Source organism: Candidatus Nitrotoga sp. M5, from assembly GCF_927904885.1.
In the GTDB taxonomy this organism is placed as follows: Bacteria; Pseudomonadota; Gammaproteobacteria; order Burkholderiales; family Gallionellaceae; genus Nitrotoga.
Genome location: NZ_CAKMNW010000008.1, coordinates 24,481 through 43,169, shown reverse-complemented (window position 1 = coordinate 43,169; position 18,689 = coordinate 24,481). Strand labels below are relative to the sequence as shown.

At 48.2% G+C, this 18,689-nt stretch carries 25 protein-coding genes and 1 other RNA gene; all 26 read right to left on the bottom strand.

Translation table 11 applies throughout. From position 1 onward, the window contains the following. Positions 1 to 330: 330 nt before the first annotated feature. The 26 genes from MJ770_RS03340 to mlaD all read right to left on the bottom strand — a co-directional run bounded on the left by MJ770_RS03340 (position 331) and on the right by mlaD (position 18,688). Positions 331 to 1,125: a sulfite exporter TauE/SafE family protein gene (locus tag MJ770_RS03340; RefSeq protein WP_239250190.1), complete on the bottom strand. Its 795-nt coding sequence runs from the start codon at positions 1,123 to 1,125 to the stop codon at positions 331 to 333. Between the two features lies 1 nt (position 1,126). Then, complete coding sequence (locus MJ770_RS03335) at positions 1,127 to 1,591, bottom strand: EVE domain-containing protein (protein WP_239250189.1); 465 nt, start codon at positions 1,589 to 1,591, stop codon at positions 1,127 to 1,129. Positions 1,592 to 2,336: 745 nt separating this feature from the next. Further along, positions 2,337 to 2,512, bottom strand: a non-coding RNA gene (gene ssrS / locus MJ770_RS03330) — 6S RNA. A gap of 1 nt (position 2,513) precedes the next feature. Next, entirely contained in the window at positions 2,514 to 2,828 is a 315-nt protein-coding gene (locus MJ770_RS03325; protein WP_239250188.1) for a cell division protein ZapA, read from the bottom strand. 2 nt (positions 2,829 to 2,830) lie between these two features. Beyond that, positions 2,831 to 3,025, bottom strand: a complete 195-nt coding sequence (locus MJ770_RS03320; RefSeq protein ID WP_239250187.1) for a hypothetical protein — start codon at positions 3,023 to 3,025, stop codon at positions 2,831 to 2,833. Positions 3,026 to 3,310: 285 nt separating this feature from the next. Beyond that, positions 3,311 to 3,925 (bottom strand): flavin prenyltransferase UbiX, encoded by a 615-nt coding sequence (locus MJ770_RS03315; RefSeq protein WP_239250186.1) that lies wholly within the window; start codon positions 3,923 to 3,925, stop codon positions 3,311 to 3,313. A 178-nt stretch (positions 3,926 to 4,103) separates the two neighbouring features. Beyond that, a complete protein-coding gene (locus MJ770_RS03310; RefSeq protein ID WP_239250185.1) occupies positions 4,104 to 4,292 on the bottom strand; it encodes a NusG domain II-containing protein in 189 nt (62 codons plus the stop codon). A gap of 294 nt (positions 4,293 to 4,586) precedes the next feature. Then, positions 4,587 to 5,456 (bottom strand): RNase adapter RapZ, encoded by an 870-nt coding sequence (gene rapZ, locus MJ770_RS03305; RefSeq protein WP_239250184.1) that lies wholly within the window; start codon positions 5,454 to 5,456, stop codon positions 4,587 to 4,589. Between the two features lie 3 nt (positions 5,457 to 5,459). Next, entirely contained in the window at positions 5,460 to 6,404 is a 945-nt protein-coding gene (hprK, locus tag MJ770_RS03300; protein WP_239250183.1) for an HPr(Ser) kinase/phosphatase, read from the bottom strand. Beyond that, positions 6,404 to 6,865, bottom strand: a complete 462-nt coding sequence (locus MJ770_RS03295) for a PTS sugar transporter subunit IIA (RefSeq protein WP_239250182.1) — start codon at positions 6,863 to 6,865, stop codon at positions 6,404 to 6,406. Before MJ770_RS03295 ends, hprK begins: the two co-directional genes overlap by 1 nt. 50 nt (positions 6,866 to 6,915) lie before the next feature. Next, positions 6,916 to 7,242: a ribosome hibernation-promoting factor, HPF/YfiA family gene (hpf, locus tag MJ770_RS03290; protein ID WP_239250181.1), complete on the bottom strand. Its 327-nt coding sequence runs from the start codon at positions 7,240 to 7,242 to the stop codon at positions 6,916 to 6,918. Positions 7,243 to 7,259: 17 nt separating this feature from the next. Beyond that, on the bottom strand, positions 7,260 to 8,687 hold the full coding sequence (locus tag MJ770_RS03285) for an RNA polymerase factor sigma-54 (RefSeq protein ID WP_239250180.1): 1,428 nt from the start codon (positions 8,685 to 8,687) through the stop codon (positions 7,260 to 7,262). A 38-nt stretch (positions 8,688 to 8,725) separates the two neighbouring features. Then, a complete protein-coding gene (gene lptB / locus MJ770_RS03280) occupies positions 8,726 to 9,448 on the bottom strand; it encodes an LPS export ABC transporter ATP-binding protein (protein ID WP_239250179.1) in 723 nt (240 codons plus the stop codon). A gap of 6 nt (positions 9,449 to 9,454) precedes the next feature. Then, positions 9,455 to 9,961 carry a lipopolysaccharide transport periplasmic protein LptA gene (gene lptA / locus MJ770_RS03275; RefSeq protein WP_239250178.1) on the bottom strand — a complete coding sequence of 169 codons (507 nt, stop codon included), beginning with the start codon at positions 9,959 to 9,961 and terminating at the stop codon, positions 9,455 to 9,457. 37 nt (positions 9,962 to 9,998) lie between these two features. Next, positions 9,999 to 10,598: an LPS export ABC transporter periplasmic protein LptC gene (gene lptC / locus MJ770_RS03270; protein ID WP_239250177.1), complete on the bottom strand. Its 600-nt coding sequence runs from the start codon at positions 10,596 to 10,598 to the stop codon at positions 9,999 to 10,001. Further along, positions 10,595 to 11,113 carry a KdsC family phosphatase gene (locus tag MJ770_RS03265; RefSeq protein ID WP_239250176.1) on the bottom strand — a complete coding sequence of 173 codons (519 nt, stop codon included), beginning with the start codon at positions 11,111 to 11,113 and terminating at the stop codon, positions 10,595 to 10,597. The genes lptC and MJ770_RS03265 overlap by 4 nt, the downstream gene beginning before the upstream one ends. Beyond that, positions 11,113 to 12,099, bottom strand: a complete 987-nt coding sequence (locus tag MJ770_RS03260; protein ID WP_239250175.1) for a KpsF/GutQ family sugar-phosphate isomerase — start codon at positions 12,097 to 12,099, stop codon at positions 11,113 to 11,115. The genes MJ770_RS03265 and MJ770_RS03260 overlap by 1 nt, the downstream gene beginning before the upstream one ends. A gap of 9 nt (positions 12,100 to 12,108) precedes the next feature. Next, complete coding sequence (locus MJ770_RS15375; RefSeq protein WP_256448790.1) at positions 12,109 to 12,243, bottom strand: hypothetical protein; 135 nt, start codon at positions 12,241 to 12,243, stop codon at positions 12,109 to 12,111. An 81-nt stretch (positions 12,244 to 12,324) separates the two neighbouring features. After that, positions 12,325 to 13,632 carry a histidinol dehydrogenase gene (gene hisD, locus MJ770_RS03255; RefSeq protein ID WP_239250174.1) on the bottom strand — a complete coding sequence of 436 codons (1,308 nt, stop codon included), beginning with the start codon at positions 13,630 to 13,632 and terminating at the stop codon, positions 12,325 to 12,327. Further along, complete coding sequence (gene hisG, locus MJ770_RS03250; RefSeq protein WP_239250173.1) at positions 13,629 to 14,267, bottom strand: ATP phosphoribosyltransferase; 639 nt, start codon at positions 14,265 to 14,267, stop codon at positions 13,629 to 13,631. Before hisG ends, hisD begins: the two co-directional genes overlap by 4 nt. A gap of 28 nt (positions 14,268 to 14,295) precedes the next feature. Beyond that, complete coding sequence (gene murA, locus MJ770_RS03245) at positions 14,296 to 15,546, bottom strand: UDP-N-acetylglucosamine 1-carboxyvinyltransferase (protein WP_239250172.1); 1,251 nt, start codon at positions 15,544 to 15,546, stop codon at positions 14,296 to 14,298. Positions 15,547 to 15,607: 61 nt separating this feature from the next. After that, positions 15,608 to 16,363: an ABC transporter permease gene (locus MJ770_RS03240; protein ID WP_239250171.1), complete on the bottom strand. Its 756-nt coding sequence runs from the start codon at positions 16,361 to 16,363 to the stop codon at positions 15,608 to 15,610. Between the two features lie 7 nt (positions 16,364 to 16,370). Next, positions 16,371 to 17,273, bottom strand: coding sequence for an ABC transporter ATP-binding protein (locus MJ770_RS03235; protein WP_239250170.1), 903 nt, complete (start codon positions 17,271 to 17,273; stop codon positions 16,371 to 16,373). Positions 17,274 to 17,285: 12 nt separating this feature from the next. Next, on the bottom strand, positions 17,286 to 17,588 hold the full coding sequence (locus MJ770_RS03230; RefSeq protein WP_239250169.1) for an STAS domain-containing protein: 303 nt from the start codon (positions 17,586 to 17,588) through the stop codon (positions 17,286 to 17,288). Next, positions 17,585 to 18,202 (bottom strand): MlaC/ttg2D family ABC transporter substrate-binding protein, encoded by a 618-nt coding sequence (locus MJ770_RS03225; protein ID WP_239250168.1) that lies wholly within the window; start codon positions 18,200 to 18,202, stop codon positions 17,585 to 17,587. The genes MJ770_RS03230 and MJ770_RS03225 overlap by 4 nt, the downstream gene beginning before the upstream one ends. 24 nt (positions 18,203 to 18,226) lie before the next feature. Then, on the bottom strand, positions 18,227 to 18,688 hold the full coding sequence (gene mlaD / locus MJ770_RS03220; protein WP_239250167.1) for an outer membrane lipid asymmetry maintenance protein MlaD: 462 nt from the start codon (positions 18,686 to 18,688) through the stop codon (positions 18,227 to 18,229). Between the last annotated feature and the right edge of the window lies 1 nt (position 18,689).

Genomic DNA, 18,689 nt, shown 5'->3' with positions numbered 1-18,689 from the left:
TCATTACTGAATTATTTTCTGTGCGGCAAGAATCCTCTGCGCATGTGTCACGGTAGCCTGTGTTTTTTAAATGATTGTGCATAGTACCCGCATCCCATAGCAGCAATATTATTTGATGCGCGTCATAACAAGCAAGACACTCGATGTCGAATGACTCGAAAGCTGGATGCTAGTTTAGCTTTTTTAAAAATGTCGGTCCAACTCGTCGACCTTCGTATCTGCAAAAATCAAGAGTTCGGACAGAGCGTGCTCTTCGTGCAACGAAACACTTCATTCTTCGTCATGACAAGCCTGACATAGTTATCCCTATAATAGTTAGGGTATTATTTTTTAAATATATTTGATCAACATGTGTGTCGCCAGGACCAGCATCAGCACTGCGAAAAATTTGCGCAATAGCCCAATTTTCATGCGATGCGCAGCAACGGCGCCTAGCGGCGCGGTAATTACGCTGGCAAGTACGATCCACAATAACGATGGTAGATACACGAAACCCAAGTTGGGAGAAGGTAGCATATCGAAACTAAGACCAGAAACAATGTAGCCTGCTGTGCCACCAATGGCGACAGGGAAACCGATCGCCGCAGAGGTGCCAATCGCATTGCGTAGTGGCACATTACACCAAATTAAAAACGGGACTACAATCGTACCGCCGCCAATAGATACGAGGCTGCTGATCCAGCCGGTGAACGTTCCTGCCAGAGTCATACCGGTCATGCCAGGTAATTGGCGTGAAGCTTGCGGGCGTAATTCAAACAGAATTTGAATCGCTGCAAAATACATAAATAAAGCAAAAAATACACCTAATCCACGCGGCGATACAGATGCGGCGCATAGCGGGCCCAGCGCTGCTCCAAACAAAATTCCCGGAGTTATGGTACGAACTGCAGACCAATTCACCGCACCATGCTGGTGATGTTTGCGCATACTGGCGAGTGACGTGAACAGGATGGTTGCCATAGATGTGCCGAGTGCCAGGTGCATGATATAGGGGGTGAGAAAGCCCTGCATTTTGAACAGCATCAGCAGAACTGGTACCAGAATGGTTCCGCCGCCAATGCCGAACATGCCACTAAAAAGCCCAACAAACGCACCTAGCGTGAGATAGGCTAGCGCCCATTCCATATTAATCGGGTACCAGATGCTTCAGAATGAAATGCCAATCGGCAGGGTCAACGGGTGTGATTGATAATCGGTTGCCACGTTGCAAAACGCGCATGCCTTCCAATTGTGGGTGTCGGCGCAGCTCTGCCAATGAAATGAGTTCAACTTTCTTTACCCATTGCACATCTACATTAAACCACCGAGGCGTTTCCTGAGTGGCCTTGGGATCGAAATATTTGCTATTGCATTCGAATTGAGTGGTGTCGGGATAGGCAGTGCTGGAAACGCGAGCTATACCCGCGATGCCGGGTACAGCACAATTGGAATGATAGAAAAATACCGCATCGCCTATACACATCTGATCGCGCATGAAATTACGTGCTTGATAGTTTCGAACACCGTACCATGCCACGGTCTGGTCAGGCAGGTTAGCGAGGTCATCAATGCTGACGTCGCTCGGTTCAGATTTCATTAGCCAGTAACGCACGTTATTCCATTCAAAGATTCTAATAATATCTAGTGACGGCGCTCACTATTGCAGGTACATCTAAAAACCCAAGCTTCTGGGTACGGTAAGGCACGAGCGAAATATATAAACACGATATATAGTTGATATGCAAGCGGTAATACTTTCAAGTGACGCCGTATGGTGACGAAGTGGGGTAAGCCGCTGCTCGCAAAATTTGATTTCTAGAGATGCACTTACGCCACTCAATTATAGAAACCGGGAGCGTTGATTGGCTAAGAGATAGAATTATTCCTGCTGTTTCTCCACTATACTGCACATATGGGTCATATATCTGGTGTTTTTTGACTACTGGACTTCTCCAATGAGCTTTGTCCCATTTGACATGTCGCCTGTTGGCCAATAAATATTTACACAAATATTCAGAGCTTCCGTCTAGGCTTTACACTCGTAGGTTTTCTTTACCAGAGAGCCTCAAGCATGTCATCCATAGGTAGCAGGAACTATCACTCAATAAGGTCACGTAAGCATAGCTTCTATTCATTTTCAGTGTGTCTCTCGCCTCCAGAGTTTGCCTGCGGTTGATTAGACTCCATTTCGTCTGGGAACATGCGCTGTTTAGCAAACACGTCCTTTTGCTGGGTATTAAAGGATTCATTAATCAGCCAATGGGCTGACCTGTAGTCAGCTCAAGTTAAGCATTGGGCACAATGCGGCCATGCCGGAGCACCAATAAAAAAATGCGGCGCTAGCCGCATTTTAAATAAAGTCCCCCGCCTGTGCCGTTGACCCAACATCTTGAACCTGAGTTCAAGAGAGCCGGTTCCCAGTTACATCAGGTACATCCGCAAGGGATGCGCACAACAGTAACTAAAGGGGCGCGACTTAAGCAAAGCTTATTGGTCCAAAGAATTATGAGCCTGACAAACACCGCAGGGGAAACCTAAAGCAACTCATCCTGTTCCAATAACAACGCGTCTATGGTTGCTTCCATTGAGTTCATTCTACGCTTTAATTCACTTATGTCAAAACCAGCACCGAGACGTGCGGCTAGTAATTCATGAGCAATATTTAAGGCACACATGATTGCGATGTGTTCGGTTGAGATAACTTTACCGATATCACGAATTTCATGCATTTTTTTATCAAGATAAGCAACCGCATCAAGCAGCTCTGGCCGTTCCACTTCGGAGCAGATGACGCGAAATTCACGATCGAGAATTGTGACACCAAGCGTTTTTGGACTCTCGCTGCTCATGTTTATTCTTCAGGTAGTTGAGCCAGTAGTCGTTTCAAGCGCGACTTGGCAGAATCAACTTTTTCGTGGCATTGACGGCCTTGACTTAACGCCTGCGCCAATTCTTGACGCAAGCGATTGTTTTCTTCGCGCAAATGCTTAGTCAATTGCACCAATTGAGCCAACTTACTTCCCAATGCGTCCAATTCTGCTTGCATAATGTGAACTATAGTTTAAAAAAACCCGACTCGTCAAATGTGTAACCAAAAATAATTTTAATATGTTTCACCAACGAGCTATTTCAATGAGCGCGTTAACCGGGGAAGACCGGCTCGTTTCATCATTATGCGTGGTTGCGACTGCAATGCAAGTTAGATGTACCGTACAAAAAATCAGAGGTCGAATCCAAATAATGACTCTAATAGCAAAAAAATACTACCTGAAAAAGATGCGTCCAGTGGCACCATTATCTTATCGTAAGCGTAGCGGTTGTACTTTATTTCTCAGCACAACCTGTTAGTCTCTCCCCACCGCTTCACTAACATATGCTCTACTCCTAAGTGGTCAAGTACCTTGGCCACCACAAAATCCACCAAGTCTTGCACACTTTGTGGATGATAGTAAAAGCCTGGGTTGGGTGGCAGGATGACCGCACCAGCATGGCTCAACTTGAGCATGTTTTCCAGATGGATGGCGGAAAATGGAGTTTCGCGTGGGACTAGAATCAATACGCGCTTCTCCTTGAGCATGACATCGGCTGCACGGGTGATTAGATCGTCGCTTAACCCCGCCGCCACTGCCGCCAATGTACCCATAGTACAGGGACAAATTACCATCGCATCACCTGGGTTAGATCCTGATGCCATGGGTGCGAACCAGTCATCACGCCCGAACACACGCAGTTCGCCACTGTCTTTGCCGAGTCGATTCGCCAAGATCTTTTCCGCATCTTGTGGACGATTAGGTAACACAAAATCCAGCTCTTGTTTGGCGACTATTTGGGCCGCTTGTGAATAAACCAGATGCACGCGTTGGCCACCTTGAAGCAGGCATTCAAGAAGCCGCATGGCGTAAGGCAAGCCGGATGCGCCGGTTAGGGCAAGTACGATAGTTTTCATTTTATTTTCAATCAGTTAAGATCGGTACGTTGATTTCAGTATTTGGACTATCTAGGTAGTGTGCCGCGTTCAGGCCATTTACTTTACCAAACAGCGATACTCATGCCGCCATGTGCTGATCCGTTGCGGTAGTTGTGAGTTTAATAGTTAAGGCTGTCATAACGTTTGCCTCTGCTACTCAATTTAACGCTAACTCGTCGGGCAGGTAAATGGCCATTTCGTATGCCTGCTTTAGCCAGCCTTGGTGTATGCAATACTGGCGTGGGCTGGTATCAGCGACGATGCGGACCTGCCGGTTGTGTATTGCAATTCGACTAATTCCGAGTGGACCAGGCAAAGAAATAATTTGGTTACGAGATAGCGACACTTCACTGAATATTGTGCCGCTGCTGCGAATGATCGCCTTGTCCGCTATGCTGCCTTGCTATAGTGAGATGGTAAGCCATGTAATACAGAGGACGTTTGGCAACAGTACGATCCGGTCGCCTATCTTTATGGGGGGCACTAAAGGCAGCATGATTACTGTTCCGTTTAGCAATATTCCGTCTTTCCCACTCTGACAGACATTCAGGGAGCACAAATCTAAGCTGAGAGGCTTGGATTTTTTCCTGTGTGGAAATGAAGGTTACTGTCATGAAACTTGTCATAAGATTACAAAAAATTAATAAATGTTCCTGAGTTCCCGGTGACGCATTAGCACTTGATGTTGTAATTTAAAATTACTTGCAAGCTTTTCCACCAAGTACACCGAACGATGTTGGCCACCAGTGCAACCGAGGGCGACGGTGAGATAGCTGCGGTTATCAGCGATGAAACAGGGCAGCCATTTCTCGACAAAATTGCTGATGTCTTCGCACATGTTTTGTACATTTTGGTTGCGATCGAGAAACTCAATTACCGCTGCGTCGCGCCCGGTGAGTGGGCGCAGTACTGGATCGTAATGTGGGTTAGGTAGACAACGCACATCGAACACAAAGTCAGCATCAATCGGAATGCCATTTTTGAATCCAAAAGATTGAAAAAGCAAGGTAATTTGTGCACGGTCGACACCCTTGAAATCTTTGATCCAAGCACACAAGGTACTGGCTCCGAGCTCGCTGGTATCAATACGATGGCCAATGTTACTAATTTCGGCAAGCATGTCGCGTTCGAGTTGCACGCATTCTGGTAAAGTAAGTCCTTTATTAGTCTGTGCCGGAGGTAGAGCATTACGCAAGGGATGTCGACGACGCGTTTCGGAAAAGCGTTTCACCAGCGTGTCGGTCTGTGCGTCTAAGAAGAGCAAGTGCACATCGATACCCTGTTGCTTAAGTTGTGCAATATAGTGCGGCAGTTGCTTCACACTGTCGCCGCTACGCACGTCGATACTGACAGCAATGCGAATATTGCCGGTCTGACGCAGATTTTCCATGAGGTCAGGCAACAATGCAGCAGGCAGATTGTCCACACAATAGTAGCCGCTGTCTTCTAGCGCCTTAAGTGCCACGCTTTTTCCTGAGCCGGAGAGGCCGCTGATCAGAAATAATTGCATTAATTATTGTTCCTGCATTTGTTGCTCGTGGCGACTGATAAATTCTTGCATGCTGTCTATGCCGCGTTGCTGTAGCACAAAATTTCGCGCTGCTGCTTCTACCAACACTGCAAGGTTGCGGCCAGCCATAACCGGGATGCTTACCGTGCTAATTTTCACGCCTAATATTTCCTGATGACTTGCCACTAGCGGCAAGCGTTCCTGTTCCAGAATGGACATGCCGCCACGTGGAGGACGATGCAAATGTACAATAAGCTTTAAACTTTTTTTTCTTCGTACCGCAGTTTCTCCAAACATGGTGCGAATATTAAGCACGCCGAGCCCCCGCACTTCGAGGAAGTCACGCAATAGTTCCGGGCAACGCCCTTCCAGCGTTTCCGGAGAAATGCTGTACAGTTCGGTGATATCGTCTGCCACTAAACCGTTGCCGCGTGTAATGAGCTCCAGCCCAAGCTCGCTCTTGCCTATGCCGCTATCACCAGTGACTAGCACCCCCACTCCAAGCACGTCAAGAAACACACCGTGGCGCGTTGTTGATTCTGCCAGCTCTTTGATAATGTAATGACGTACCATCCACATCAAATGCACGCTCGGTAAAGGAGATCGGAACAATGGTGTATGAGTGCGGTTAGCGTACGTAATCAATTCCTGCGGGAGCTTGTCTGTGCCGGCCAAAATCAAACATAGCGTACCGCCTTGTTCCAGTTTCGTCAGTGCCTCTGTGAACATGACAGATGAAAGCCCTTGCAGGTAGTCAATTTCAGTCTCACTCAATACCTGCACCCAATTCGGGTGGATCAAATTGAGGTGACCAATCAAGCCGTTGTTAGAAGCACTGATTAAATCACTGTCAAGTATCTTCGCAGCTCCATTCGCTCCGGCTACCCAACTCAATGCCAGCCGCTCCTGTTTGTCTTCGAACAACTGTTGAATATTGACCTGTGCCATTATTGTTGCATCGCCCAGCTTGTAAACAATTGATGAATTATCGCGACATCGTTGCTATTCTGTATTTGTTCACGGAAGGTCTTATCACTGAACATTTGTGCCAGTTCACTTAGTAGTTGCAGGTGCAGATCGGTTGCTCGTTCCGGCACCAATAACACGAAAATCAGGTTAACTGGTTGACCATCCGGTGCGTCGAACGGAATCAGTGCTTGTGTTTTGACGAATGCAGCAGCCGCATCCCGCAGTCCCTTGATGCGACCGTGTGGGATAGCTACACCATGTCCCAAGCCCGTTGAGCCGAGCTTTTCGCGCGCAAACAAGCTATCGAAAATTTGGCTACGTGCGATTTTATGAGTGTTTTCAAATAACACCCCCACTCTTTCGAAAACCCTTTTTTTACTTGTGGAGTCGGCGTCTAGTATGACATTCTCAAGGGGCAGAGTTTTACTGATCAGGTTCATAATTCAAACACTTTTAAAAAAGGAAGAGGCGGCCGTAAGCCGACCTGCTGTTATTCTTGCTCCAGTGGGGGGGTGCCGGTCTCGTCATGGCGGCGAGCAACATTTTTTTCTTTGTATTTGATAATTTGCCGATCGAGTTTTTCGATCAGATTATCAATTGCAACATACAAGTTCGTATCATCACATTCCGCAAAAATCGTCTTACCACTCACGTGGACATTAGCTTCTGCCTTTTGTTTTAATTTTTCCACCGAAAGGACAACAGTGACGTCAATCACATTGTCGAAGTGACGCTTTATTTTGTCGAGTTTGCTGATTACGTGCTCGCGAATAGCTGGGGTAATCTCCAAATGGTGTCCGCTGAGATTTAGGTCCATGGCCTGCTCCTTAATGGTTAGAGTGATTTACGAAGATTAACTGGGAGGATGTTCAACAACTCCCGATATTTTGCCACGGTACGCCGGGCAACCAATATGCCCTGCTGAGCCAGAATTCCAGACATGCGGCCGTCGGTTAGCGGGTGGCGCGCATCCTCTTGAATGACAAGCTGTTTGATGAGTGCGCGGATCGCCGTGGAGGAGCACATGCCGCCACTTTCGGTAGCAATCCCGCTACAGAAAAAATATTTGAGCTCATAGATGCCGCGCGGGGTGAGCATGAATTTTTGCGTTGTCACACGAGAGATGGTGGATTCATGCAGATCAAGCTCTTCTGCAATTTCACGCAGCACTAACGGACGTATAGCGGTTTCGCCCTGCTCAAAAAAATTGCGTTGATGATCAACAATTGTCTGTGAGACACGTAAAATAGTATCGAAACGTTGGTGCAGGTTTTTGATGAACCAGCGTGCTTCCTGTAATTGGCCAGCTAGCTGCAGTGGGGTTTTTTCGCTGCCCTGCTGCAAGATATTGGCATACATTTGGTTAACGCGCAGGCGAGGCATAGCAGCTTGGTTCAGGCGTACATGCCAGCCACCGTGGTGGCATTCTACTACCACGTCAGGCACTACATAGTCTGCAGCTCTCTGTTCAAATTCAGCACCAGGTCTTGGTTGCAGGTGGGTGATAAGCGATTGCACCGTGCGCAATTCGTCATCGTCACAGCGAAGAACTTTCTTCAATTTGGCAAAGTCGTGTGCCCCCAGCAGGTTGAGGTGCTGCAATACCAAGCGCAGCGCCAAGTCACGGCACGGGGTGTCTTCTGGGAGTGCCTTGAGTTGTAGAGCCAGACACTCGCTCAAGGTACGCGCGGCTATGCCTGGCTGATCCAGATGCTGCAATTGTACAAGTGCGGTTTCCAAGTCATCCAAGGTAATATCGAGTTGTTCCGGCAGCATTTCAACAATTTCTTCCAGCGGCTGTGCCAAGTAACCGTTACCGTCCAACGCGTCGATCAGTAGACCGATAATTTTTTGGTCGCGCATATCATGCTGGCTCATATTTAGTTGCCAGATGAGATGTTCACGCAAGCTAGGGGTTTCTGCCGCAAGTTCGGCACGAGCCTCTTTTTCATCATCCGGTCCGCTTGCTACGGAAAAAGAAGATTCATTCCAGTCTTCTTTTCCCCACTCTTCATCGGCCTGTTGCGGCATTTCATCTTTTGTTTCGATATTATCTACAGCGGAGGTAGATGCGGTGTCTCCATGCGAATAAGGCTGCATAGCGCCCTCATCTTCACGTTCGAGTAACGGATTTTCGTCCAGCAAACGTGCCACCTCCTGATTTACTTCCAGAGTGGAGAGTTGCAACAGGCGTATGGCTTGTTGTAACTGAGGGGTAAGCGTCAGCTGTTGGGATTGCTTAAGTTGTAATGTGGGTTTCAATACACAATTCACCGACAAGAGCAGCGCATAGTATGCATTTACAGCTTGAAATGCTCGCCGAGATATACTTTTCTCACGCCTTCATTATAAATGATTTCGTCGGGTTTGCCTTCTGCCATCACCGACCCAGCGTTAATAATATAGGCGCGGTCACAGATTCCTAATGTTTCTCGAACATTGTGGTCAGTAATCAGCACGCCAATGCTACGTTCTTTAAGAAAACGAATGATTTTTTGAATGTCCAGAACCGCAATTGGATCCACACCTGCAAATGGTTCATCCAGCAGAATGAAGCGTGGATTGGTGGCTAGCGCACGAGCAATTTCAACACGTCGTCGCTCACCTCCAGACAAGCTGACAGCTGGATTATTACGTATATGAGTAATATGCAGATCTTCCATCAATTCATCTTGTCGTGCTTGAATTTCATCGTTATCATAATCTTGTAGCTCCAGCACAGCCTGAATATTTTGCGCGACAGTTAAGCGGCGAAAAATAGATGCTTCCTGTGGCAGATAGCCTAAACCCAAACGCGCTCGGCGATGTATAGGGAGATGGGTAATGTTCTGTCCATTGATGAAAATATCACCTCCATCCGCAGCGACTAGCCCGACAATCATGTAGAAGCAGGTTGTCTTTCCAGCACCATTAGGACCAAGCAGGCCGACCACCTCACCGCTCTGTACCGACAGGGAAACATCATGCACTACGGTGCGGGAACGATAACGTTTGTTCAGGGCAATGGCGCGCAGCTCGCTCATTAATAGTTAGTTAGGCTTGGTTAATGTCGTTGTCGGCTTAATTGACAGGGATTCGCCGACTGAAGAACGCTTGTTTTTAGGTTGGATGATAGCGCGCACGCGCCCTTTTTTGGACGTGCTGTTCACTTGGAATATCTCAGCTTTGGCGTTATAGGTAATATGTTCACCGCGCACTTCATCCTGATCCTGCTTTACGCGCGCCTGACCGAAGAAGTTTATTATTGCAGTCTTGGAGTCATATTCAATGCGCTTACCATATCCTTCTACATATCCGTCAAAGTTATCGCGTTTCTGGCGAAAACTGGCGGGTTGTCCGGTTGCTGTACCGTGCTTAAATCCTTCCTTGTCCTCTATCACGACAATTTTGTCTGCGTTAATTATCATTGTACCTTGAGTAAGTTGCACCTTGCCTTCAAAGACGCTGATTTGTTTGGCATCGTCAATGCTGAGCTGATTTGCTTCCAAATGCATCGGCTTGTCACGGTCTGCAAGTTCCGCTTGGCTAATTGGCATATGGCAGATAAGCGTTATACAGAGTAAAGCCGCGTATTTAATTTTTTTCGGGCACATATTCACTTTTAATTTGCGCAAGCAACTTGACTATGCGCGCTTTATTATCAAATTTCATACCTACTGCATGCACAATATTACGTCCATCAATCATCGTTACAGGTTGGTCTGTTTCGGCCAAGCCACTGTCAGGGATAACATGCAAATAAGTAGTGGTGAATGTCATTTCACTTTGCGTGGCACTTGCGGTACGCACGACTCTTACATCGTCGCGTAAAAATATTTCTTCACCATTTCCTGACACTATTCCATTATTTGCATAAGTATGTATGGGAGGATGGTCTGGATCAAAGCTGGTAAGTTTAGGGGCTTCAAGGTACGTACTATCATTATCTGGGTAATGCAGCATTTTTTTTGCCGCCACCACGAAACGCGGTTTACCCTGCTCATTCAGAGTAGTTGCGACAACTTCGCTAACGATAAAATCTGGATCGTGGCGCTTACTGCTGTCGGGTATGAGTGGCAGCGGCTGTACTTGCTGATTCAACCAATAAGCTGCTGCAAGCAGTAACAACAACAATAGCTGCGGCAAGCCAGTAAGCCAAGCGCGCAAACGGTCAATGAGAAGTGAGTGCTTCATGTCAAATAAGGCGCGAGTTGTCTATCCAGCGTGCCCTGCGAAGACATTAATAGCTCGCATGCTTCACGTACCGCACCATGCCCACCCTCATGTTCGGTAATATAGTGAGCGTGGTCGCGCACTACTTGTGGCGCATTCGGCACGCTGATAGCAAAACCGACACGTCGCATTACCGGCAAATCAATTACGTCGTCACCCATAAAGGCTACGACATCCAATGGTAGCTTAAGTTGCGCAAGCATTTTTTGCATGCAAGCAAGCTTGTTATGAGCACCTTGATACAAATGTGAGATGCCAAGGTGTTGTGCGCGATATTCAACACACCGAGAGGTGCGACCAGTAATGATGGCCAATTCCACTCCGGATGCTTTGAGCATTTTTAAGCCATGTCCGTCAAGGGAATTGAAGCGCTTAAATTCTTCACCCGAGTCGGTTAAATAGAGACCACCATCCGTCATGATGCCGTCCACATCGAAGGCGATGAGGCGAATGGATTGTACTTGACTCAACGACATCAAATCACTTTTGCATGCAGCAGATCATGCATATTCAGAGCGCCTACCAGCTTGTTGTTGGAATCTACCACCAGTAACTGGCTAATGTTATGCTGTTCCATAACCTGCACCGCTTCGGCTGCCAGTGCATCCGGCAAAATGCTGCGCGGTTTGCGCGACATGACGGAGCTGATTGTAGTGGTAGTGAAGTCAACATGACTTTCCATAGTGCGGCGTAAATCTCCATCAGTATAGATGCCCAGCACCTGCTGAGCACCATCTACAATGGCGGTCATGCCTAACCCTTTACGCGAGATTTCCAGTACTGCCTCGGCCAGCGTTGCATTTTGATGCACAGTAGGAATTCTTTTGTCGGAATGCATAATGTCACGTACATAGGTGAGCAAACGGCGACCTAAGCTTCCGCCAGGGTGCGAACGAGCAAAGTCTTCCTCCCCGAACCCCTTTGCATCCAGTAGCGCCACGGCCAGAGCATCGCCTAGTGCCAGCGCTGCCGTAGTGCTAGCGGTAGGCGCAAGTCCCAGCGGGCAAGCTTCCTTGCCCACCGCAGCATCTAGATGCGCGTCCGATGCCACTGCCAAGCTGGATCGCGGATTGCCTGTCAGGCTAATCAGCCGTGCCCCCTGACGTTTGATGACTGGCACTATAGTAAGCAATTCTTGATTTTCTCCGGAATATGACAACGCAATAAACACATCGTTAGCGGTGATCATGCCTAAATCGCCGTGACTAGCTTCAGCGGGGTGTACAAAATACGCTGGAGTACCTGTGCTAGACAGTGTTGCGGCAATCTTGCGTGCAATATGGCCCGACTTACCCATACCGCTCACAATCACACGGCCTTCGCAGGCTAAAATAATATTTAACGCTTGCAGAAAATTTTCATCTATGCGTTGTGTAAGCGCCAATACAGCTGCAGCTTCAATGTTTAATACCTCGCGAGCTAAATCAAGTGCGCGCGAGGTAGCAAAGATGGCTTTGTTCATAGTAACCAATTATAACAGTGCCATTCGGGTGTAGTGCAGTTTTGAAAGAGCGGTACGAATGTGAATAATCTCTCGTATACGCTCCAACGCGATAAGGAAGGGGTTATATTTGAAATGTTCACGGCGCATTTTGATGTTACGCATGAGATTTCAATAACTGAGACTGCTATTTTGTCCGCCTTGCGGAACCTTTTTACTGATCATGGCAATTGAAGCGTTTTTCTTTCAATCAGTATATGTCCCTTTTCTAATCAGGGCTGACTGTGCATGCGCATGCAAGCCCTCACCCAACGCTAACACCGCGGCAATTTCGCCCAGTGTCACTGCGCCTTGCGCAGATACCTGAATCAAGCTGCTGCGTTTCTGAAAGTCATACACTCCCAGCGGTGAAGAAAAACGTGCCGTACCGGAAGTCGGCAGAACGTGATTGGGGCCGGCGCAATAATCACCGAGTGACTCGGAAGTATAACGGCCCAAGAAAATTGCCCCAGCATGCTTGATATTTGGCAACCATTGCTGAGGATTGTCCACGGAAAGCTCAAGATGCTCAGGTGCTATACGGTTGCTGATAACACAGGCCTCGTCTAAATCAGCCACTTCAATCAAAGCCCCTCGATTTTCCAATGCAGCGCGTATGATGTCTCTGCGCGGCATTTGTGCCAGCAGCCGATCTGCACTTTGCGCCACGGCCGTAGCAAAAGCAGCATCCGGTGTCAGCAGGATAGCCTGCGCTAATTCGTCATGCTCGGCTTGAGAAAATAGATCCATCGCAATCCAGTCTGGATCGGTTTGTCCATCGCAGATTACCAGAATTTCTGATGGCCCCGCCACCATATCAATCCCAACTACACCAAATACGCGGCGCTTGGCGGCAGCCACGTAAGCGTTGCCGGGGCCGACGATTTTATCTACACGTGGCACAGTTGCCGTGCCATAAGCCAGCGCGGCAATCGCCTGCGCTCCGCCAATGGTGAACACCCGGTCCACCCCTGCCAGATGGGCTGCCGCTAGCACCAACGAGTTTCGTACTCCATCAGGGGTCGGCACTACCATAATGAGTTCGCCTACCCCAGCCACTTTCGCTGGTAGCGCATTCATCAGTACCGAAGATGGGTAGGCGGCTTTGCCGCCCGGCACATACAATCCAACCCGATCCAATGGAGTAATCTGCTGACCCAGCAGGGTGCCGTCCGTCTCTGCATAACTCCATGAAACTTGAAGCTGTTTTTGATGGTATGCGGTAATGCGTTGTGCGGCCTGCTCCAAAGCGGAGCGCTGTGCGGCGGGCAATCCCTCGAAGGCAGCATGTAAGACAGCAGGGGAAAGTTCCAATGTTGTACTATCAGTTACATCCATGCGATCGAAACGTCGGGTGTAATCGAGTAGAGCTAAATCACCACGTATGCGCACATCCGCCAAAATAGCTGCTACAGTCTCGTCCAGCTGGTGATCCTGAGTTGACTCGAAAGCAAGCAGCTTGTCCAATTGCGTATTGAAATCGGGCTGTCGAGTGGAAAGCCGTCTGATGTTCATTGAATCACCGCCAAGGAAAACGCATCCAGCATCGGCTGAATAGCTGCATGTTTAAGTTTAAGTGAGGCTTGATTCACCACCAGTCGCGAGGAAATCGCAGAGATATCTTCTACTGCCTTGAGGTGATTGGCCTTCAGTGTGTTGCCGCTGCTGACCAAGTCCACGATTGCATCTGACAAACCGACCAGAGGAGCCAGCTCCATCGAACCATACAGTTTGATCAAATCCACATGCACGCCTTTAGCCGCAAAATGCTCACGTGCGGTTTGCACGTATTTGGTCGCCACACGCAGGCGCGCGCCCTGACGCACTGCTGATTCATAATCAAAATCGTTTCTTACTGCTACCATCATGCGGCAACACGCAATATTCAAATCCAGTGGCTGATACAAGCCGATACCGCCATGCTCGTCGAGGACATCCTTGCCTGCGATCCCCAAGTCAGCAGCGCCATATTGCACATAGGTCGGCACATCAGAAGCGCGCACGATAATAAGACGTACGTCGGCACGATTGGTGGATAAGATCAATTTGCGCGTAGGTTCTGGAGCTTCCAGTGGTGTGATCCCCGCTGCCTGCAACAGTGGTAAGGTTTCTTCAAAGATGCGCCCTTTGGATAAGGCGATGGTAATCATGTGGTATCTTTCATTTTTTTGATGCCATTTATTGGATACGAGATATGTTTGCCCCGAGTTGTGACAGCTTTATCTCTATATGTTCATAGCCACGGTCCAGATGGTAAATGCGGTCAATCACGGTTTCGCCCAGTGCCACTAACCCAGCAATCACCAAACAAGCCGATGCGCGCAAGTCTGTTGCCATCACCGTTGCACCTTCCAGATGATCGACACCGTGAACCAATGCAGTATTACCTTCCACGTCAATCCTTGCACCAAGGCGGCGCAATTCTTGCACATGCATAAATCGATTTTCAAATATCGTTTCTACTACCATCGCGCTGCTATCGGCTATAACATTTAACGCCATAAATTGCGCCTGCATATCTGTGGGGAATGCAGGATATGGCGCAGTACGCACGTTCACGGATCTGGGCCGACCTGTCATGTTCAAGTGGATGTTCTCGCTATCGATACGGATGTGCGCACCTGCTTCAATTAGTTTTTCCAGTACGGAATCAAGAATGTCCGCTTGTGTATCGAGCAACACGATGCTACCACCCGTTGCCGCTGCTGCTACTAGAAAAGTCCCACTTTCGATACGATCCGGCATGATGCGATGAGCTGTACCGTGCAGTCTGTCCACGCCTGTAATGACAATAGTGTGACTACCCGCACCCTCTATTTTCGCACCCATTGCAATCAGGCAGTGCGCCAAATCCACAACTTCCGGTTCGCGCGCAGCATTTTCCAGTACCGTTACCCCTTCTGCCAAAGCAGCAGCCATCATCAGATTTTCTGTGCTGGTCACACTGACAATGTCAAATAATATTCGTGCGCCTTTGAGGCGTTTTGCTTGCGCATGAATGTAGCCATGCTCAATGAAAACTGTAGCGCCCATTGCCTGCAGACCCTTGATGTGAATATCAACGGGGCGCGAACCGATGGCGCAACCACCCGGCATTGATACGCGCGCCTCACCGAAGCGTGCCACCAGAGGACCTAGCACCAACACTGCGGCACGCATGGTCTTTACCATGTCATAAGGAGCTTCCAGCTGATCCACTTGCGCACCGTGCAAGGTCATTTCTTCACCTTGTACAGCAGCCTTTACACCCATCTGCTCCAATAATTTACGCATGGTTGCGATATCGTGCAAATCCGGCATGTTGCTTAATTGCAAAGCATCACTTGTCAACAAGCTAGCACACATAATTGGCAATGCAGCATTCTTGGCACCGGAAATTCGTACTTCGCCGCGCAATGGGGTACCGCCTTGTATAACTAGTTTTTGCATACTGGCATCTTTAAAAGTCTCAATTCCATCTTAATGTATTCTCGCTAAGCTTTGCATTATGTTAGTACCGCAACTTATACCCGGACTTTAACAATCCCAAAGATAACAGCATCAGGCCCAGCATACAGCCGCCCACCACCATCAAACTTATCCACGGAGAAATATCCGATACTCCGAAGAACCCATAACGAAAACCATCTATCATATAAAAAAATGGATTGAAACGCGATAACGCCTGCCAAAAGGGTGGCAGTGAGTGAATGGAATAGAATACGCCGGACAAAAAAGTCAACGGCATGATAATGAAATTCTGGAATCCTGCAAGTTGATCGAATTTTTCTGCCCACATCCCGGCCACTACCCCCAGTGAACCAAGCATCGCGCTACCCAGAACCGCGAACAATATAATCCAGATTGGAAACAGCATCGGCGGCTGGGCAAACCAAAGTGCGGCCAAATATATTCCTATGCCTACCACCAACCCTCGCAGCATAGAGGCAAGCACATATGCCGCAAGGAATTCCCAGTAGGCAATCGGTGCCAGCAGCACGAACACGATATTGCCGGTAATCTTGGACTGAATCAGGCTGGAAGAGCTGTTGGCAAAAGCATTTTGCAATATTGCCATCATCATCAGTCCCGGGATAAGGAAGGCGGTGTAATGCACCCCTGGATACACCTCGACATGCTGAGCTAATACATGCGAAAAAATCAGCAAATAGAGCAGTGCGGTCAGCACAGGAGCCAATACGGTCTGGAAGCCAACCTTCCACACACGGAATACCTCTTTGTAGAGAAGACTGAAAAAACTTAACATACTCGTCTCAATGTCCGGCCCGTCCCACCAAACGTAAGAAGACTTCTTCCAGGTCAGGCTGTTGCAAGGTCATCTCATGCACCTCAACTCCGGCCACACGCAGCTCCGATAGCATCGACTCCAATGCTTGGTAAGATGGTAATGTCAGCAGGTAATCATCGTTCGTCTGTTCGACCACTTGTAGCAGCAATGAGGCCGGCAAATTACCCGCGAGTTTTAGTCTGACGCGACAACCGGCCAGGCTACTAAGAAGATTTTGTGTGCTATCCAGCGCTACAATCCGGCCGTGCTTGAGCATGGCAATTCGTGTGCACAAAGCCTCCGCTTCTTCCAGATAATGAGTGGTCAGCAGAATGGTGTGCCCATCGCGGTTAAGCTGCTGGATGAAGCGCCATAAGGATTGGCGCAGTTCAACGTCCACCCCAGCAGTCGGTTCATCCAATACAATAACTGGCGGCTTATGTACCAAGGCCTGGGCCACCAATACACGTCGTTTCATACCACCTGACAGGCGACGCATATTAGTATCGGCCTTATCGGTTAAATCTAAGTGGTGCATCACCTCATCGATCCAGGTGTCGTTACGACGCAATCCAAAAAAACCAGACTGTAAACGTAACGTTTCGCGCACTGTGAAAAATGGATCAAACGCTAACTCTTGCGGAACCACACCCAACACGCGGCGGCTAGCGCGATATTGCTTGACTACATCGTGCCCTAGTACAGATAGCTGTCCTTCGTCTGGCAATGCAAGACCGGACAGCAAATTGATCAGTGTGGTTTTCCCTGCACCGTTGGGTCCTAGCAAACCAAAGAACTCACCCTGTTCGATACGCAAATCCACACTGTCCAACGCTTGCAATTCTCCATAGCGCTTGCGTGCTTGGCGCACATCAATGGCAGGTGGCATCAAATTAAAAGTTCAAGGCTGAGAGGAGTCATTACCGCATAGCGGTAGCATGTCCACAACGCCATACAAACGGGCCAAGCTTAACAAGCTCTCTGGAATATTAGTGAAACAAAGTTCTACACTGTTACGCTGCGCCTCGCGTAGCCAAGACAGCAACAAGCTGACCGCAGCAGAATCCACCGTTTCGACCTGAGCCAAGTCAACCACCAGCGGCATTTTTTTATCTGACTGCAACCCATTTTTGAACAGAGTTGTAACCGTTTCAATGGTCAGACTGCTCGAAACGTGCACATAACCACCATCGCGTTCAATCATTCGGTCGCCACCTGAGACTGATTTTTCTCCATTAACGTTTTAATCAATCCATCAATACCGTTCTGCTTAATTTGGTCATTAAAGGTACCGCGATAATTAGTAACCAAGCTCACACCTTCAATCAACAGGTCGTAAACTTTCCATCCGCGCGCTGTCTTTTCCATATCATAATTTACATATGTTGGTGGTTTTCCTTTGTTTTTTATTAAAGTTTTTACGGTTACCTCAGTAGCATCGTTTGCCATTTTGAGCGGCAGCACCTTTACCTCCTGGTCTTGGTAAGTAGTGAATGCGTTGGTGTAAGTGCGTACCAGCAAATTACGAAACTCGATTTCCAAGACCTCCCTTTGTTCCGGTGAAGCCTTACGCCAGTTCCTGCCTATGGCAAGTCTGGTCATATGAGTAAAATTAAAATGCGGCAGAACCTTTGTATCTACCAATTCAGTCACTTTTTCCTTGTTGCCAGCCTGAATGTCCTTATCTTGCCTAACGATGGACAGGACTTCTTCCACGGTATTTCTGATTAACGCCTCTGGCTCTGGCGTATTCGCCTGTACGCCCAGTGATACACATGCCAGCAGCGCCCCCATCCAGAATGCAATTATTTTTTTCATATTCGGTACCTATAATTTATTAAGTTAATTTGAATCTTCAGCCTTGCTATATAAGAATTTTCCGATTAAATCTTCCAACACCATGGCAGACTGCGTTTTCTTGATTTCGTCACCTGCTTTCAGGAATTTTTCATCACCACCCGGCATCAAGCCAATGTACTGCTCGCCTAACAATCCTGAAGTCAGGATATTAGCGAATGTATCTTTAGGGAACTGGTAACGCTTGTCTATCAACATGGTTACTTTTGCCTCAAAGCGTTCGGAATCCAGACTGATTTGAGACACCCGTCCGATGAGTACGCCAGAGCTTTTGATGGATGCCTGGGACTTAAGGCCACCGATGTTAGAAAAATAAGCCTGCAACTGGTATGTCTCGGACGTGTTGTACGTACTCAAATTCCCCACCTTCAACGCCAGCACCGTCAAGGCCGCAAAACCTGCCACGACAAATATGCCAACCCATAAATCCAACGTGGTGCGTGTCATA

What these genes read in the sequence shown, in the direction of transcription:
- MJ770_RS03260 (WP_239250175.1), bottom strand. Translation starts at nt 12,099, where the DNA reads ATGAACAAAGCCATCTTTGCTACCTCGCGCGCACTTGATTTAGCTCGC.
- hisG (WP_239250173.1), bottom strand. Translation starts at nt 14,267, where the DNA reads ATGATTACCATCGCCTTATCCAAAGGGCGCATCTTTGAAGAAACCTTA.
- MJ770_RS03325 (WP_239250188.1), bottom strand. Translation starts at nt 2,828, where the DNA reads ATGAGCAGCGAGAGTCCAAAAACGCTTGGTGTCACAATTCTCGATCGT.
- murA (WP_239250172.1), bottom strand. Translation starts at nt 15,546, where the DNA reads ATGCAAAAACTAGTTATACAAGGCGGTACCCCATTGCGCGGCGAAGTA.
- mlaD (WP_239250167.1), bottom strand. Translation starts at nt 18,688, where the DNA reads ATGACACGCACCACGTTGGATTTATGGGTTGGCATATTTGTCGTGGCA.
- hprK (WP_239250183.1), bottom strand. Translation starts at nt 6,404, where the DNA reads ATGGCACAGGTCAATATTCAACAGTTGTTCGAAGACAAACAGGAGCGG.
- MJ770_RS03265 (WP_239250176.1), bottom strand. Translation starts at nt 11,113, where the DNA reads ATGTCGTTGAGTCAAGTACAATCCATTCGCCTCATCGCCTTCGATGTG.
- MJ770_RS03240 (WP_239250171.1), bottom strand. Translation starts at nt 16,363, where the DNA reads ATGTTAAGTTTTTTCAGTCTTCTCTACAAAGAGGTATTCCGTGTGTGG.
- hpf (WP_239250181.1), bottom strand. Translation starts at nt 7,242, where the DNA reads ATGGACCTAAATCTCAGCGGACACCATTTGGAGATTACCCCAGCTATT.
- MJ770_RS03315 (WP_239250186.1), bottom strand. Translation starts at nt 3,925, where the DNA reads ATGAAAACTATCGTACTTGCCCTAACCGGCGCATCCGGCTTGCCTTAC.
- lptC (WP_239250177.1), bottom strand. Translation starts at nt 10,598, where the DNA reads ATGAAGCACTCACTTCTCATTGACCGTTTGCGCGCTTGGCTTACTGGC.
- MJ770_RS03340 (WP_239250190.1), bottom strand. Translation starts at nt 1,125, where the DNA reads ATGGAATGGGCGCTAGCCTATCTCACGCTAGGTGCGTTTGTTGGGCTT.
- MJ770_RS03225 (WP_239250168.1), bottom strand. Translation starts at nt 18,202, where the DNA reads ATGAAAAAAATAATTGCATTCTGGATGGGGGCGCTGCTGGCATGTGTA.
- rapZ (WP_239250184.1), bottom strand. Translation starts at nt 5,456, where the DNA reads ATGCAATTATTTCTGATCAGCGGCCTCTCCGGCTCAGGAAAAAGCGTG.
- hisD (WP_239250174.1), bottom strand. Translation starts at nt 13,632, where the DNA reads ATGAACATCAGACGGCTTTCCACTCGACAGCCCGATTTCAATACGCAA.
- MJ770_RS03320 (WP_239250187.1), bottom strand. Translation starts at nt 3,025, where the DNA reads ATGCAAGCAGAATTGGACGCATTGGGAAGTAAGTTGGCTCAATTGGTG.
- lptB (WP_239250179.1), bottom strand. Translation starts at nt 9,448, where the DNA reads ATGAGCGAGCTGCGCGCCATTGCCCTGAACAAACGTTATCGTTCCCGC.
- MJ770_RS03230 (WP_239250169.1), bottom strand. Translation starts at nt 17,588, where the DNA reads ATGATTGAACGCGATGGTGGTTATGTGCACGTTTCGAGCAGTCTGACC.
- MJ770_RS15375 (WP_256448790.1), bottom strand. Translation starts at nt 12,243, where the DNA reads ATGCGTAACATCAAAATGCGCCGTGAACATTTCAAATATAACCCCTTC.
- lptA (WP_239250178.1), bottom strand. Translation starts at nt 9,961, where the DNA reads ATGCCAATTAGCCAAGCGGAACTTGCAGACCGTGACAAGCCGATGCAT.
- MJ770_RS03235 (WP_239250170.1), bottom strand. Translation starts at nt 17,273, where the DNA reads ATGCCACCTGCCATTGATGTGCGCCAAGCACGCAAGCGCTATGGAGAA.
- MJ770_RS03295 (WP_239250182.1), bottom strand. Translation starts at nt 6,865, where the DNA reads ATGAACCTGATCAGTAAAACTCTGCCCCTTGAGAATGTCATACTAGAC.